At 40.8% G+C, this 16,838-nt stretch carries 11 protein-coding genes and 1 pseudogene; 7 read left to right on the top strand and 5 right to left on the bottom strand.

Annotation, left to right across the window (positions count from 1 at the left end; genetic code table 11):
* Nucleotides 1-167, top strand: a pseudogene (locus tag A8805_RS23195) (IS256 family transposase); the annotation flags it as partial.
* Between the two features lie 176 nt (nucleotides 168-343).
* Here the strand turns inward: A8805_RS23195 and A8805_RS21755 are convergent.
* Both A8805_RS21755 and A8805_RS21750 read right to left on the bottom strand, forming a co-directional pair.
* On the bottom strand, nucleotides 344-1,252 hold the full coding sequence (locus A8805_RS21755; RefSeq protein ID WP_109714807.1) for a glycyl-radical enzyme activating protein: 909 nt from the start codon (nucleotides 1,250-1,252) through the stop codon (nucleotides 344-346).
* 14 nt (nucleotides 1,253-1,266) lie between these two features.
* Nucleotides 1,267-3,609, bottom strand: coding sequence for a pyruvate formate lyase family protein (locus tag A8805_RS21750; protein WP_181392957.1), 2,343 nt, complete (start codon nucleotides 3,607-3,609; stop codon nucleotides 1,267-1,269).
* Nucleotides 3,610-3,911: 302 nt separating this feature from the next.
* Between A8805_RS21750 and A8805_RS21745 the strand changes: the two genes are divergently transcribed.
* Nucleotides 3,912-5,282, top strand: a complete 1,371-nt coding sequence (locus A8805_RS21745; RefSeq protein WP_109714805.1) for a D-alanyl-D-alanine carboxypeptidase family protein — start codon at nucleotides 3,912-3,914, stop codon at nucleotides 5,280-5,282.
* 65 nt (nucleotides 5,283-5,347) lie between these two features.
* Here A8805_RS21745 and A8805_RS21740 read toward each other — a convergent pair whose 3' ends face one another.
* A complete protein-coding gene (locus A8805_RS21740) occupies nucleotides 5,348-6,538 on the bottom strand; it encodes an AfsR/SARP family transcriptional regulator (protein WP_109714804.1) in 1,191 nt (396 codons plus the stop codon).
* 615 nt (nucleotides 6,539-7,153) lie between these two features.
* On the opposite strand from A8805_RS21740, the gene ileS reads away from it, so the two are divergent.
* From ileS to A8805_RS21715, 5 genes are all read left to right on the top strand, one after another.
* Nucleotides 7,154-10,309: an isoleucine--tRNA ligase gene (gene ileS / locus A8805_RS21735; protein WP_109714803.1), complete on the top strand. Its 3,156-nt coding sequence runs from the start codon at nucleotides 7,154-7,156 to the stop codon at nucleotides 10,307-10,309.
* A 5-nt stretch (nucleotides 10,310-10,314) separates the two neighbouring features.
* The gene (locus tag A8805_RS21730; protein ID WP_109714808.1) at nucleotides 10,315-12,789 is read left to right on the top strand and encodes a glycogen/starch/alpha-glucan phosphorylase; all 2,475 of its coding nucleotides are present in this window, start codon (nucleotides 10,315-10,317) and stop codon (nucleotides 12,787-12,789) included.
* Nucleotides 12,790-12,798: 9 nt separating this feature from the next.
* On the top strand, nucleotides 12,799-13,665 hold the full coding sequence (locus A8805_RS21725) for a hypothetical protein (protein ID WP_109714802.1): 867 nt from the start codon (nucleotides 12,799-12,801) through the stop codon (nucleotides 13,663-13,665).
* A gap of 133 nt (nucleotides 13,666-13,798) precedes the next feature.
* On the top strand, nucleotides 13,799-14,788 hold the full coding sequence (locus tag A8805_RS21720; protein ID WP_109714801.1) for a SpoIID/LytB domain-containing protein: 990 nt from the start codon (nucleotides 13,799-13,801) through the stop codon (nucleotides 14,786-14,788).
* A gap of 42 nt (nucleotides 14,789-14,830) precedes the next feature.
* Entirely contained in the window at nucleotides 14,831-15,574 is a 744-nt protein-coding gene (locus A8805_RS21715; RefSeq protein WP_109714800.1) for a M23 family metallopeptidase, read from the top strand.
* Nucleotides 15,575-15,659: 85 nt separating this feature from the next.
* Here A8805_RS21715 and xdhC read toward each other — a convergent pair whose 3' ends face one another.
* Complete coding sequence (gene xdhC, locus A8805_RS21710; RefSeq protein ID WP_109714799.1) at nucleotides 15,660-16,175, bottom strand: xanthine dehydrogenase subunit XdhC; 516 nt, start codon at nucleotides 16,173-16,175, stop codon at nucleotides 15,660-15,662.
* On the bottom strand, nucleotides 16,168-16,838 hold a 671-nt coding region (gene xdhB / locus A8805_RS21705), incomplete at its 5' end, for a xanthine dehydrogenase subunit XdhB (protein WP_109714798.1). The genes xdhB and xdhC, both read right to left, overlap by 8 nt.

Here is a 16,838-nt window from a genome sequence, read left to right as displayed (position 1 = left end):
GAGCATTTCCGAACGAGAACGCATTGCTAAAACTGCTGTATCTGCGAATAACAGAGCTATATAAGAAATGGGAAGGAGGTCATGTACATAGCTGGGCACTGGTGAGAAACCAGTTGGATGTAGATCCGAAAATCCAGCCAAGAATTCGAAAATATGAAAGAGTCTAAGAATCTAACAACCACCATCATATACGGATGGTCTGATTGTGGTACCCTAAAATGGGCCGCCCCCGTTGACGGGGAGAAAGCAAGGCTGAACTCATGAAAATACCGGTGCATGAACACCGGTATTATAAAAAATCAAAATTTACACATTTTACTTGACAAACCCTTTTTCTTAGTTACTAACTATCCTGAAGCCCCAGGCAGCCATATGATTCTACTTTAGAATAAATAAGCTTCTTTTTTTCTGCCTCAATTGTCTTTATATCCGGTAACGCATATTGCTCCCCAATCTGTACCGACTTCCCCTTTGCCATATCGTGATACATCATTAAATTGACCTGCTCAATCCCTTCATATTTACGGGATAATTTTGCAATGCCCTCATAATGTTGCTCATTATCATTAATTCCGGGGATAATGGGACACCGGAGATATATATGGCTTCCGTTTCTGCAAAGATAATCCAGATTTTTCAGAATCAGGCGGTTATCGACTCCCGTATATCGCTTATGTTCTTCTGGATCTGTTATTTTGTAGTCAAAGAGGAACACATCTACAAATTCTGCCACAGCTTTATATTGATTCTGAGATGCCTGCCCTGAAGTGTCTAAACAGATATGAAGTCCCTTTTCTTTGGCCTTTTTAAGCAGTTCTAACAGGGCATAAAACTGCAGCATAGGTTCGCCGCCGCTTACTGTAAGCCCGCCGCCGCTTTTCTGATAAAAGTCCCAATCTTTCATAACAACCTGCAGGATTTCTTCACTTGTCATTCTTTTCCCAAAGATCTTCAATGCATGATTCGGACACGCATCCACACACAGCCCACATTGTACGCATTTGCTAAAATCAATTTTATGACAATCCCGTTTGCTTACTCTATGAACAGAATATTGACATAATTTCTGGCATCTTCCGCAGTATGTACAGTTCTTTTCTAAATACCCCATCTGAGGCTTGCCTTTTTTAGATTCTGGATTGTGACACCAAATACAGTCCAAAGGACATCCTTTTAAAAAGACAGTCGTACGGATTCCGGGACCGTCATGTAATGCAAATCTTTGAAGATCAAAGACCATTAATTCTGCCATTTTTTTCCACCTTATCAATTCAATGTACGATTCAGAATATCCTGCTGTACGTCATCTGCCAGCTCAATATATCTTGCACTGAATCCACCCACACGTACAATCAGATTTGAATATTTTTGGGGTTCTTTTCTCGCATTTTCAAGATCTTCTTTTCCTATAACACTTATCATTGCTTGTGTGCCGCCGCGTCCGAAATAGGAATCCATAAGCGGGAAAATAACAGACTGTCTCTTATCATTGAAGGTTTCCTTAGAAAACTTTATATTCTGTACGACTCCAAAGTGAATGTCTCCTCTGGCTTTTAACAGGGAATTCAAAAACGCGGTAACACCTTTTTTATCCATGCCGGCCGTTGGGTTATTTGCATTTGTAAGAGACTCACCTGCACGTCTGCCGTCTGGCGTTGCTCCTGTATTTCTGCCCTGTGTAGTATTATCCCGGTTGTTGATATTAACCATTCCGAAACAGTCCAGCCCATAATACTTCCCGGAGATATCCAGCATAGTAAAGCATACCATCTCATGGACGTCTTTCATCATATCGTCTACTTCGTCTAAGTCATTTCCGTACTTATCCACATTTAACATGACTGCGCGTTCTTCTTCGTACCCTGCAAAGTCTGATTTTAATGCATCCATCATTTTTTCTGCAGAGATAGTCTTATCTTTAAAGACACATTTTTTTATTGCATATAGAGAGTCCGAACAGGTAACGATTCCGTATATTTCATCGCTTCCTCCGCATTTTGGTGTTCCCCCGCTGATAACACCTTTTCCTGCATCCAGACAACCGTCATATAAAAGATTGTGAAGGTTCAGTGACATATCACCTGCAATAATCACATAACCGCGGGAATGGTTTCGCGCGCTTACGTCTGTCAGAAATGCTACATTTTTGCAAAAGGTATTCCACAACTCATCAAAGGTCTTATAATCCGTTAAATATGTTTCATTTGGGGTCAGCCGGTATTTTCCCGTTGAATCATAACCGCCGTTAATTGTCCCCCATAATACGTTGGCCATATTTAAAATGGAATTCGGACTTACGATAATGCGATGATCAATGGTAAATTCTCCACAGCCTAAAGGCATCCACCCTAAGGCCTCTTCATAACTGATGCCGAATACATTCATAACACCCGGAATAATATTTTCGTCCTTGTACAACATCGGATAAGTCGTTCCCTCTCCAATGCATTCCATTGCTTTTTCATATAATTTGGGATTCATGCCATCATACATCCTAAGAGTTAACTGAGGTACAATATCCTTTACTCTTCTGGAAACTTCCATGATGACCATGGCAAGTTCATCTGCTTCTTTTGGATGTTTTCTTCCCAGGCCTCCTATAATTACCCTGTCATCTGTTACTTGTTCTTTTACAATCATCAACTGCCAAAAGCTTGTAAGTAAACGAATCGCTTCTTCTTCATCCAAAATTCCCTTTTTCAGGTCTTCCGCATAATAAGGGGCTAAATAATCATCCATTCGTCCCCATTCCCGGGCCCCGTCCATAAGTGTATAAATAATAACAAGCTGAATAGCTTCCCGGAAACTTCCCGGTTTCTCTGTAATAAGCTTGCGGCAGATTCTCTCTATTTCTTTTAAATCTGTTTTTCGCTGTTCTTCTGTTTCTTTGCAGTACAACTTTGCAGCCTCATCTGCATACCACTCCATGGTTCTCATAATTGTTTTTAATGATATACGAATACCTTCATAAAAGTTTGAATCATTTTCTGGATGCTCTTTTTGTTTTTCTTCTGTCAATTTATAAAGTCCGCTTAGTCCATAATCCAGTAGTTTTTCATAGTCCAGGAAAATTCCGGCAACTCTTTGCAGCGCTGACGCAGCATGGGGCTGTCCTTCCAGATCTAAAACTGTACCATCAGAGACACCGCCCGTAACGATATAGACTTTATCGGTTGGTTCCATTTCTGCCAGGAATCGTTTGGTGGATGTATGATTGCTCCAGAATTTGCGGAGTGTTTCTAGTCTGCCCCGGTTGTTTTCAGGAATAGACTTATCTGCAATCTTTTCATCGACCCATTTAAAATTCATGGCAAATCCCCATTCGCTGTTGATATACTGTGCATTCATTCCCAGAGGGAAGATATCCGCTCTTCCACAAAAAAGATCGTTTTGCATAATACCCAGCATCATCTGCGGATACTGTGCATCAAAGCATTTTGCTTCACGGATTGCCGGATGGTCATCTTTACACTTCTTATAAACCTCGGTGAATGTTTCCATATGATCTAAAAGTTCTGAAAAATTGAAGCGGGGTTCATCATTATAAATTGTTGAGTAACCGCTGTATGAATTTTTTGTACGGGTTGTATAATGCTCTTTCCAATACATTTTCATTCCTCCTTTTCTTCAACACATACTGAGTGTTATTACCTGTTATTATTATATCCCGGTATTTATGAGAAAGGCGATTGCAAATAGGCTTAAAATGTATTCAAAAAAACGCATGTTATCCTTTCATTTTACAAAGTAAATAAGCAGGGCAGGATAGCAGTACTAATACTAAAAAAATATTCGTATATTTAAAAGGAATAGCGTATATTTATTGAACTATTAAGGTTCGGGGTGGTATACTTTATTGTGCGAATGATTTTGCAAATATCGTGCATTATAATAACCATCTGGAGGATGTTATGAAGGCAAAACGGATTTTATTTTGTATTATAATGACGGCTTTACTTGTGCTTCGCCCGGCAGTTGTTTTTGCAGAAGATGGGGATGCCCAGGAGAAAACCGAAGAAGAGCTTGTGGCGGAAGAGGAGAAAGAGAAGGCAGATTCTTATGCAGCAGATATAGATACAAACGGGCTGGAGAATTGGCCTCAGGGTCCTAGTGTTTATGCAGGTTCAGCCGTTGTGATGGATATGGAAAGCGGTGCCGTCCTCTTTGGAAAAAATACAGATGTCCAGCATTATCCGGCAAGTATTACAAAGCTGCTGACTACTTTGGTGGCATTAGAAAATGGAAAGCTTACTGATAAAGTAAAATTTACAGATGACAGTATATCCTTTCTGCAATATGATGATGCTCAGATAGGTATGAAGTCTGGGGAGGAATTAAATCTTGAAGATGCTCTGTATGCCGTCCTTCTTGCATCTGCAAATGAAGTATCATATGCGGTTGCTGAGAGTGTAGGAGAACAAAGCCTGGGCGGTAATTATGATACTTTTATACAGAAGATGAATGAAAGAGCCATTGAGCTTGGATGTACAAATTCCCATTGGGTGAATGCTAACGGTTTACATGATGACCAGCACTACACAACAGCACATGATATGGCGCTGATTGCATCAAAGGTATACCAGCAGGAAGAATTCAGAAAGATTATGGGAATATTGGAATATAAAATAGGACCTACGAACCTGACCCAGGAAGAGCGGGTTTTCCAGCAGAACCATAGAATGCTCTGGCCGGAGAATTACTATTATTGTGAATACTGCAAAGGCGGGAAAACAGGCTATACCGACCAGGCAAAAACTACATTGGTGACAATGGCGGATAACGGAAAGATGCACCTGGCAGCAGTAGTACTTTATGATTACGGAGTGGATGCCTATACGGATACCAAATCTATGCTGGATTATGTTTTTAATAACTTTACAAAAGTGCCGGTAAAGGATAAAGAGACATCGGAAGATATAAAACAATTCATTAATTCTCAGGCATACGTAGTATTACCGAAAGGCGTAGAGTTTTCCCAGCTTGAAAAGAATATTATTTTAACAGAAGATGGAATTCGTAACGGAAAAATAATTTACACCTACAAAGAACAAAATGTAGGCAGTGCAGACATTGTTCTGACAGAAGAGGGATATCAAAAACTGACTGGCGGCACTGCCCCAGCCGACACCCAAAATTTGGATTTAAAACAAGAAAACAGTACTCAGCCTATCCCTGAAAAGAGTACAGAAAATACAAAATTGAAACTTTATATAGCCATAGGCTCAGTGGCAGTTTTTCTGGCCCTGATGGGAGGACTGGTATATACCAGGACAAAAAGATGATGCCCAATGGACATTAAAACAGGGCATCATCTACTTAAAAACCTGGTTTCCCAGGTTTTTGTTATTTACTCAATCACTTTTCGTTCAATTTCAAGACAGATATCCGGATCATCATTTACCTTATCAAAAGCATTTAATATCCGCTGAGAAATGATATCCAAATTACTATCCTCGTTGACCATTACTAAAATGGAATATTGCGTAAGTGAAGTTCTGGTGAAGACATCATTTTTTCTAAGATTGATAGAAATCAGATGATATAAGTTGTCCATAACTTCTTTAATTTTAACTGAATCCGGGAGCTTATCTTTTGCAGGCAGCAATGTCAGCAGTAAAATACAGTATTTGGCCTGAGAACGCTTTGCTGAGCGGACATTTAACTGATAAATATTTTTAAAGATGTCAAAATTGCAGTAGAAAGTTTTATCAGCTTCGCCGTTATCTTCAAGAGTCATTTCAAGTTCATCAATACCCAATTCCACATTTGGCATCCGTGACAGGATTTCCTGGTGTATGTCCCTCAGAGAAGCACTGATGTCCGTACCATACTTGGAAGAAAAGAAATCCAGGGTTGCATGATAATATTCCAGGGCAGTCTTAATCGTATTCATACCCAGGTATGCCAGCATTTTATAACGGTAAAAACGTTCTTCTTCGGGGTAGAGAATAATGGACTGGTCACATAAGGATATTGTTTCATCATAACGGGACCTTGTATAAAGGTATTCGCACATATTCAAAGTGCAGTTAATATACATGTTTTTATAATAAGTATAGCGGTACTGCACCCACTCTACGGATTTATGATTAGAAAGAAATTCTCCGGTGTGCAGACGGTTCATCCGGTAGTAATACCGGAACTGACGTTCCGGATCGGATTCCTGCCGGGCCAGGTTATTATAATTTTCAAAATCTGCAATGTCAATTTTGCAATATAAATCAGAATTCCAGTAATAGGCATCCTGAGTAAACTTAATATATTCAATATCCTTATCCGGATATAAGCATTGTAATTCTTTTCTCGCCCTGTATACAAGGTTTCGGAGGGCACCCACCGGACGCTTGTCCTTTTCTTCAGGCCACAGCATAGACATCAGCACTTCTTTAGGCACTTTCGCGTCCTGATTAGCCACAAGATAGGAAATCAGCAAAGTAAGCTGTGTACTATTATGCGAGCTGGGGGCATACTCATAATAAGGACTGGATATTGAAAACTCATTAAAAAAACAAATATGAAGGTCAGGTTTTCTTCTCATGTGACAATTCTCCTCGAATGTAAATATTTAACCACCGTAGATGACAGATTTTATCCATCATCTTGTTTCATTTTCCAAATATTTCATTTGGCTCACCATTTTCATTATATCACATAGAAATTACATTGTTCAACCAATATTCCGAACTTTCCCAAAAATAGAAGCCTGGCAAGATTTTAACATTTTTAAGGAAAATTGGTGAATTTCTGCGGAATCCCTTGACTATTAGAAGCGTTCTTTTTATAATAACTTTGTATAGACTTAAATAGGAAAGGTTATGACGAAGACAGTAAGAGTATCTCAAAGTCTCAGCGAGCCGGGAATGGTGTAAGCCCGGTACGAATAAGATATTTCCGAACATCACTTTCGAACTGCAGCTCCCGAACCTCAGGCAGTAGGGGCTGACGGAATTCCTCCGTTATAGGAACACATATACAGGGCTGATTTAGAGAGTCTGAGTATGTTGTAACAGGTGGTAACGCAAGTTCAGGCTTTCGTCCTATTACAGGACGGGAGCTTATTTTTTTGTATGGTGGTGCAGACACCATTTCCTATTATACAATACTCTTAATGATATTATTTAAATCTATTACTTTTAGAAAGGAAAGATTAGTTATGTACAAGAAAGTTTCTACAGATATGAATTTTGTTGAACGTGAGAAAGAGGTTGAGAAATTCTGGGCCGATAATGATATTTTCCAGAAGAGCATGGATGAGAGGAAAAATTCTCCTAAATATACATTTTATGACGGTCCTCCCACTGCTAACGGTAAGCCTCATATCGGTCACGTGCTTACACGTGTTATCAAAGATATGGTGCCAAGATACCGGGCAATGAAAGGATATATGGTTCCGCGAAAGGCTGGCTGGGATACTCATGGCCTTCCTGTTGAGCTGGAGGTGGAAAAACTTCTGGGGCTGGACGGTAAGGAGCAGATTGAAGAATATGGACTTGAGCCATTCATTGACAAATGTAAGGAGAGCGTATGGAAATATAAGGGCATGTGGGAAGATTTTTCCACCACAGTTGGATTCTGGGCAGATATGGAGCACCCATATGTAACATATCACAACGATTTTATCGAATCTGAGTGGTGGGCTTTGAAACAAATTTGGGATAAGGAGCTTTTATATAAAGGTTTTAAGATTGTACCTTACTGCCCGCGCTGCGGAACACCTCTTTCTTCCCAGGAGGTCGCACAGGGTTATAAAGATGTAAAGGAACGCTCTGCAATTGTAAGATTTAAAGTAAAAGACGAAGATGCTTATATTCTGGCATGGACTACAACCCCGTGGACACTTCCTTCTAACCTGGGGCTCTGTGTAAATCCCGAAGAGGATTATGCGAAGGTAAAAGCAGCGGATGGGCTAGTGTATTATATGGCACAGGCGCTCTTAGATACTGTGCTTGGAAAACTGGCAGAGGATGAAAAGCCTGCATATGAGATTCTTGAGACATATAAAGGAAAAGATCTGGAATATAAAGAATACGAACCGTTGTTCCAGTGTGCTGCAGATAGTGCTGCGGCTCAGGGAAAGAAAGCATTTTATGTGACTTGTGATACCTATGTAACACTGACAGATGGTACAGGAATTGTTCACATTGCACCTGCGTTTGGTGAAGATGATGCCAATGTAGGAAGACGTTATGACCTTCCTTTTGTGCAGCTTGTGGATGAAAAAGGACAGATGGGTGAAACAACTCCATTTGCCGGAGTGTTTGTGAAAAAAGCAGATCCAATGGTATTAAAAGATTTGGAAGAGAGAGGACTTCTCTTTGACGCTCCAAAATTCGAGCACAGTTATCCACATTGTTGGAGATGTGATACGCCGTTGATTTACTATGCACGTGAGTCATGGTTTATTAAAATGACGGCAGTAAAAGAGGATTTAATTGCTAATAACAATACAATTAATTGGATTCCTGAAAGCATTGGAAAGCGCCGTTTTGGCGACTGGCTGGAAAATGTACAGGATTGGGGAATCAGCCGTAACCGTTATTGGGGGACTCCCCTGAATATCTGGGAGTGCGCATGCGGACATCAGCATTCCATCGGAAGTATTGAAGAACTGAAATCCATGTCGGACAATTGTCCTGATGAGATTGAACTCCACCGTCCTTATATTGATGAAGTCACAATTAAGTGTTCAAAGTGTGGAAAAGAAATGCACCGTGTACCGGAAGTAGTTGACTGCTGGTTTGACAGTGGTTCCATGCCATTTGCACAGCATCATTATCCATTTGAGAATCAGGATCTGTTTGAGCAACAGTTCCCGGCGGACTTTATTTCTGAGGCTGTGGACCAGACAAGAGGATGGTTCTATTCTCTTCTGGCAATTTCTACACTGCTGTTTAATAAGTCACCATATAAAAATGTAATTGTACTGGGCCATGTGCAGGATGAAAACGGACAGAAAATGAGTAAGTCTAAAGGAAATGCGGTAGACCCCTTTGATGCATTGGAGAAATATGGTGCAGATGCAATCCGCTGGTACTTCTATGTGAACAGTGCACCCTGGCTGCCGAACCGTTTCCACGGAAAAGCAGTGGTTGAGGGACAGCGCAAGTTTATGGGAACATTATGGAATACCTATGCATTTTTTGTTCTGTATGCGAATATTGATAATTTTGATGCTACAAAATACAGTCTGGAATATGATAAATTAAATGTTATGGATAAGTGGCTCCTGTCCCGTTTGAATACTCTGGTTAAGACTGTGGATGAGAACCTTGAAAATTACCGGATTCCGGAGACTGCAAGGGCATTGCAGGACTTTGTGGATGATATGAGTAACTGGTATGTAAGAAGAAGCCGTGAGCGTTTTTGGGCAAAGGGAATGGAGCAGGATAAAATCAATGCCTATATGACACTGTATACTGCACTTGTGACAGTATCCAAAGCGGCTGCACCCATGATTCCATTTATGACAGAAGAAATCTACCAGAATCTTGTATGCAATATTGACAGCAGTGCACCACAGAGCATTCATCTTTGCGACTTCCCTGCTGCCAATGAGGAATATATTGACAATGAGCTGGAAGCAAACATGGAAAATGTCCTGAAGCTGGTTGTTATGGGACGCGCGTGCAGAAATACCGCTAACATTAAAAATCGCCAGCCAATTGGCCAGATGTTTGTAAAAGCTGATTTCGAGCTGCCAAAGTTCTACCAGGAAATTGTTACAGATGAGTTGAATGTAAAAAATATTAAGTTTACCGAAGACGTAAGGGATTTTACTTCATACAGCTTTAAGCCTCAGCTAAAGACAGTGGGGCCAAAATATGGTAAAATGTTAGGTAGTATTAAATCAGCTCTGGATAACCTGGACGGCAATGCAGCTATGGATGAGATTCAGGAGACAGGGGCATTAAAGCTGAATGCAGGAACAGAGGAGATTACTTTGTTTAAAGAAGACTTACTGATTGATACTGCACAGATGGAAGGTTATGTCTCTGAAAATGAGAATGGAATTACAGTTGTTCTCGATACAAATTTGTCAGAAGCTCTTTTAGAGGAAGGCTTTGTCCGGGAAATTATCAGTAAGGTCCAGACAATGCGTAAAGAGGCGGACTTCCAGGTTATGGATAAGATTAAGGTAACTTATATGGGAAGTAAAAAAGCTGAAGATATTTTTGCCAAATATGGAGAAGAAATCGCAAGCGAGGTTCTGGCGAATGAAGTCGTGAAAATGGAGCCTGCCGGATATGTGAAGGAATGGAAGATTAACGGCGAGGCTGTTACGATGGGTGTAGAGAAGGAAGGGATGTAATGTTAATGTATAGTGACAGTTTTGAGAAAGAAACTTTTAAGGAAACTGTAAAAGACAATGTGAAGGCATTGTTCCGGAAGCAAATTGAGGAGGCAACACCTCAGCAGATATTTCAGGCAGTATCCTATGCTGTAAAAGAGATTATTATTGACGATTGGCTGACTACACAGGCAGAATACAGGAAAAAGGATGCAAAGACAGTATATTATATGTCCATGGAATTTCTTATGGGCCGTGCCCTTGGAAATAACCTGATTAATATGACTGCATATAAAGAAGTAAGAGAAGCATTGGAAGAGATGAATATTGATTTGAATGTCATAGAAGACCAGGAGCCGGATGCGGCTCTTGGAAACGGCGGCCTTGGACGTCTGGCAGCCTGTTTCCTGGACTCCCTGGCAACTTTGAATTATCCTGCTTATGGGTGTGGAATCCGTTACAGATATGGGATGTTCAAACAGAAGATTGAGAACGGATACCAGGTAGAAACTCCGGATGACTGGCTGAAGGAAGGAAATCCTTTTGAGCTTCGCAGAGAAGAATATGCAAAGGAAGTACGCTTTGGAGGAACGATTCGTTTTGAAAAGGACCCGGAGACAGGAAAGGATACGTTTATCCAGGAAAATTATGAGTCTGTACGTGCAGTTCCTTATGACATGCCGATTGTAGGATATGGCAATCACGTAGTAAATACATTGCGTATATGGGACGCAGAAGCAATCACAAACTTTTCACTGGACTCTTTTGACAGAGGTGATTATCATAAGGCTGTAGAGCAGGAAAACCTGGCAAAGAGGATTGTAGATGTACTGTATCCGAATGACAATCATTATGCAGGTAAGGAGCTTCGTCTGAAACAGCAGTATTTCTTCATTTCAGCCAGCCTTCAGGCTTTGATTGCCAAATATAAGAAGCATCACGACGATATCAGGAAGCTCTACGAAAAGGTAGCTATTCAAATGAATGACACTCACCCTACGGTAGCAGTTCCTGAGTTAATGCGCCTTTTAATTGATGTGGAAGGGCTGGACTGGGAAGAAGCCTGGGAAGTCACCACAAAAACCTGTGCATATACAAACCATACGATTATGGCGGAGGCACTGGAGAAATGGCCTATGGATCTATTCTCAAGGCTTCTCCCCCGTATTTTCCAGATTGTACAGGAAATAGACCGCCGCTTTATCAGTGAGATTCGTGCAAAATATCCGGGTCAGGAAGAAAAAGTTGAAAAGATGTCTATTCTTTGGGGCGGACAGGTGCGTATGGCACACATGGCAATTATCGCAGGGTATTCTGTTAACGGTGTGGCAAGGCTGCATACGGAAATTCTGAAAGGTCAGGAATTAAAAGACTTTTATGAGATGATGCCGGAGAAGTTTAATAATAAGACAAACGGCATCACCCAAAGACGTTTTCTTCTTCATGGGAATCCGCTGCTTGCAGATTGGGTTACAGGCAGAATTGGAGATGGATGGATCACAGACTTATCAAAGCTTGAAAATTTGAAGGTACTTGTGAATGATGAACAGGCCAGAAGAGAGTTTATGCAGATTAAGTATAAGAATAAAGTGCGTCTGGCAAAATACATCAAAGAACATAATGGTATAAATGTAGATCCCAGATCCATTTTTGATGTACAGGTGAAGCGTTTGCATGAGTATAAACGCCAGCTTTTGAATATTCTGCATATTATGTATTTATACAATCAGATCAAAGAGCATCCTGAAATGTCATTTTATCCAAGGACATTCATTTTCGGAGCCAAGGCAGCTGCAGGGTATTTAAGGGCAAAGGAGACAATTAAGCTGATTAATTCTGTAGCAGATGTTGTAAATAACGACAGAAGTATTAACGGAAAGCTAAAAATTGTGTTCATAGAAGATTACCGCGTATCTAATGCAGAGTTGTTATTTGCAGCAGCAGATGTAAGTGAGCAGATTTCTACTGCGTCTAAGGAAGCATCAGGGACCGGAAATATGAAGTTTATGTTAAACGGTGCTCCGACCCTTGGTACTATGGACGGTGCCAACGTTGAGATTGTGGAGGAAGTAGGCGCAGAGAATGCATTTATTTTCGGCTTGTCATCCCAGGAGGTCATTAACTATGAGAACAACGGGGGATATAATCCCGTTGATATCTATTTTAATGACTGGGAACTCAAACGTGTCATTGATCAGCTCATGGATGGAACATATTCGGGCGGTGATCATAATATGTATAGGAACTTATATAATTCGCTTCTTAATACACAATGTACAGACAGGGCTGATACATACTTTATTTTGAAGGATTTCCGTTCTTATGTGGAGGCTCAGAAGAAAGTGGAAGCAGCATACAGGGATGAAAACAGGTGGTCTAAGATAGCAATGATGAACACAGCATGCAGCGGAAAGTTTACATCAGACAGAACAATAGAAGAGTATGTAAAAGATATTTGGAAACTGGAAAAAGTGGGTGTATCGTTAGTGCAGCCGGAATAGGAGGTATGAATGGATTATTATAATGGTTATAATTACAATTATGGAAGTACGGATGCAGTACTGACAGGTATTCTCGCTATTTATATGATTATACTTGTACTGTGCTTCCTCTTTTATGTCATCAGTTATGTGTTTAAAGGAATTGGAATGTACACAATTGCAAAACGTCAGGGGATGGATTATCCCTGGCTGGCGTTTGTCCCATTTGCAAGAACCTATCTTCATGGTGAGTTGGGTGGAAGTATTACTTTAAAATCAAAATCCATCAAGAATCCGGGAATATGGCTTCTTGCAATGCCCTTTATCTTTGGGGCGGTTAATTTTATATTCTATATGATACTTGTAGTTATGGGGATGGGGGCAATGTTTTCCAGTATCCCGTTGGATCCTTATGCGGAGCCAGTTATACCACATATCGGTTCCGGCGTTATTATGGGAATCATAGTGCTCTTTATCTTATGGGTTTTGGCGGCCGTTTTTTATCAGGCCGTATATGTAGTGTTTAGAACTCTTGTAAATCATCAGATTTTAGAAAGGTTTACAACAAAAAATATGTCAATTGCACATGCCGTACTATGCAATTTGATTCCTCTTTACGAGTCTATTTGCCTCTTTGCTATGAGAAACAAAGATTTTAATTCAGGAATGGAACCTGACTTGGGAACTCCATTTATGCAGCCTGTACCTCCGGTAATACCTTTGGAGGTTACTCAAGAGCCGGAGTCTCATACTGCGTCAGAACCGGATACGGCAGGGACAGATACAGTAGAGACAGATACGGTAAAGAAGGATGTGGCAGAGACAGAGCAGCCACAGAGTTCAGAGACACATGAGGAAGATACAATAGAACAAGATCATCCCGATACAACAGAATAATTTCTAGAGGAAGTTCCCCGCTTTTATGGCAAGTAAAAGTGGGGAATTTTAAGTTAAAAATAATTACAAAAATTATATCCGGTACATAAATCTTCTTATGTCTTTCATATACTTAAATATGGAGGGTTTTTTTATGGGACAACGTTATGTTCGGCAGAAAATTAAGACAATCTGTTCGTTTTTAATTATTTTAATTTTACTCCCTTATGTAGTAGCTGTTTTTGTAAATGGCGGTGATATGGAAGTGATAGGAAAAAATGACGGTGCATATGTGCAGGTAAAAAAGACATCTGAAGAGGGTGAAGAAAAAATAGTCAAAGTCCCCTGGGAGGAATATTTCATAGGAATATTAGCAAAAGAAATACCTGAGACATATGAGGAGGAAGCATTGAAGGCTCAGGCTGTACTTATCAGGACTAATTTATACCAAAAACTGGACAGCAGTGAGGAAAAAGTGTTGGAGGACAGTCATCTCAGCATGAAAGATTTAGAAAAGAAGTGGGGAGCAAACGAGTACGACACTTCCTATGCTAAACTGAAAAAAGCAATGGATGAAACAGAAAACCAGGTGCTATACTATAACGATACTTATGCTATGGTTCCATTTCATCACTCTAGTAATGGAAAAACAAGAAGCGGACAGGAAGTGCTGGGAAGTGCAGATTACCCATATCTTGTTGTCAAAGAATGCCCCAAAGATAAAGAGGCTGAGGATGAGATGCATGTTTACAATATGGAGTACAAAGAGATCCAGGCAAAATGCCAGCCGTTTTTAGTAGCTGTTGATAAAGAAAGTGCGGAAAAAACCTACCATTTTTCTGATTTTGAAATTCAGTCATATGATTCTGCAGGCTATGTATCACAGCTGCGGATCGGAGACACTGTTTGCACAGGGGAGCAGTTCCGTGAAGCCCTTTCCCTGGCATCCAGCGCATTTTCCTTACAGGAGTCGGAGGATGGAATGCGCATCACAACTATGGGAACTGGACATGGCCTGGGTATGAGCCAATGGACGGCAAATGAGATGGCAAAAGAAGGAAAAAGTTATGAAGAAATCATTCAAAATTTCTTTGAGGGAACAAATCTGACAGATGGAGGAGAAATATTTACAAAAGTAGAATAAGGTATCACTTTTCTGGCAAAAATATAGCCAGAGGTGATGAATATGAATAAGAAGGAAAAGCCATTTTCACTAAAAGGAAAAGGCGCAGCAGTCGGAATCGTAATCTGCTTCGTTGCTGTAATTGTGATGGTAGGAGCATATACATTCAACAATTATGAGAAAAGAATGAATGAGCAGCTTGCGAAAGCCGAAGAACAAACTGAAGAACTTACAAAAGAAAAGAGTGAGGCGACAACAGCTAACGACATTGTCCTGCCTGAAGCAGAAGGTAATACATCAACAGAAAATGACACAAAAGATGATGAAAACAGTACCGAGGATAACGCAGCAGCTAATACCGGAGCAGCAGGAAACACAGCGGAAGTATATTTCAGCGAAGAAAGCCTGCTTACATGGCCGGCCAGCGGAGCTGTATTAATCAATTACAGCATGGATAAGACAGTATACTTTTCCACATTGGAGCAGTATAAATATAATCCGGCATTGATTATCAGCGGAGAAGTTGGAGAAATGATAGGTGCCTCAGCGGCAGGAATTGTGACAAACATAGAACAATCCGCGCAAACAGGACTTACCGTCACGCTGGATATGGGCAATGGCTACAGTGCGGTATACGGGCAGCTAAAAGAGGTTCCTCTGGAAATCGGCAGCTATGTAGATGCCGGACAGACCGTAGGGTATATGAGCGAACCGACAAAATACTATAGTGTGGAAGGACCGAACCTCTACTTTGAAATACTCAAAGATGGAAATCCGGTAAATCCAATGGACTTTATGGAGTCATAATGATTGAGGAGTTGTTGCAAAAGCAGATGAATAATCTACTGGAGCAACAGCTCCTTTATATATATACCTTCCCAGTTACAAGGGCTTATCTGCTCTTAAAATAATCCGGAAGTTCTTTTCCCAGCCTTTGATACATTGTCTTTTCCACTGCATTTAAGATGTTCTGATACCCTGTACATCTACACAGATGTCCAGCCAAAAGCTTTCGCAGTTCCTCTCTCTTATAGATCTTACCGGAATTCAATACCTCCACTGCACTCATAATCACTCCAGGCGTACAGAAACCACATTGTACCGCTGCCTCATCAATAAATGCCTGCTGAATGTCAGACAGCTCCCCATTAGGCCCCATTAAGCCTTCTAATGTTGTGATTTCTTTTCCATCTGCCCATACCGCCAGATAAATGCAGGAATTGTAACATTCTCCGTCTATAATTACGTTACAGGCTCCGCACTCACCCACTTCACAGCCCTTTTTTACACTCGTCAGACTATAGTCATTTCTTAACATATCAGTCAGGGATGCACGCACATCCACTATAGCCTCCCGCGCCTTACCATTGATGATACATTTTACCAGCTTATATTGTTTTTCACTCATGGATCACACCTCCTGCCAGCAAAATAGATTGTTTCAGTGCACGTTGGCACAATACCCTGGCAATATGTTCCCGGAATGCCTTGCTTGCCCTCCAGCTATCCCGGGGAGTCACATCTTCTAAAACTGTATCTCCCACTTTCTCAATGGTCTCATCACTGATTTCCATCCCTTTTCCTGCTGCTTCTGCATGTACTGCACGCATAGGAACCGGACCTGCCACACCATATGCAATCCTGACGTCCTCCAGATATCTTTTATTTTCAGACAGCTTTACATTGACAGAACACCCCAATGTAGCAATATCCATAGCACCTCTCATGGCATATTTTATATAATGTCCAAAATATCCCTCATAGGATTTTCTTGGTATCAGAATGGCCGTCTGTATTTCAGCAGGTTTCAAGTCCACCACCCCGGCTCTGATATAGAATTCCTGAATCGGAAGCCTGCGTACTCCTTCCGGTCCTGTCACCTCAATGACAGCATCCCAGGCAAATAATGTAGACGCCGAATCCGCAGAAGTCACACCGTTACAGGTATTTCCGCCGATGGTTCCTATATTGCGTATCTGAGGTCCTCCTACCATATCCACTGCCTCACCCAGCACGTTAATATATTTCTGAATAACAGGGTCTTTTGTAATATGTGAAAAACTGGTCAGGG

The sequence above is a fragment of the Faecalicatena contorta genome, from assembly GCF_003149105.1.
Taxonomy (GTDB): Bacteria; Bacillota; Clostridia; order Lachnospirales; family Lachnospiraceae; genus Muricomes; species Muricomes contortus_C.
The sequence above is the reverse complement of the archived record's forward strand: the minus strand, read 5'-3'. Positions and strand labels throughout refer to the sequence as shown.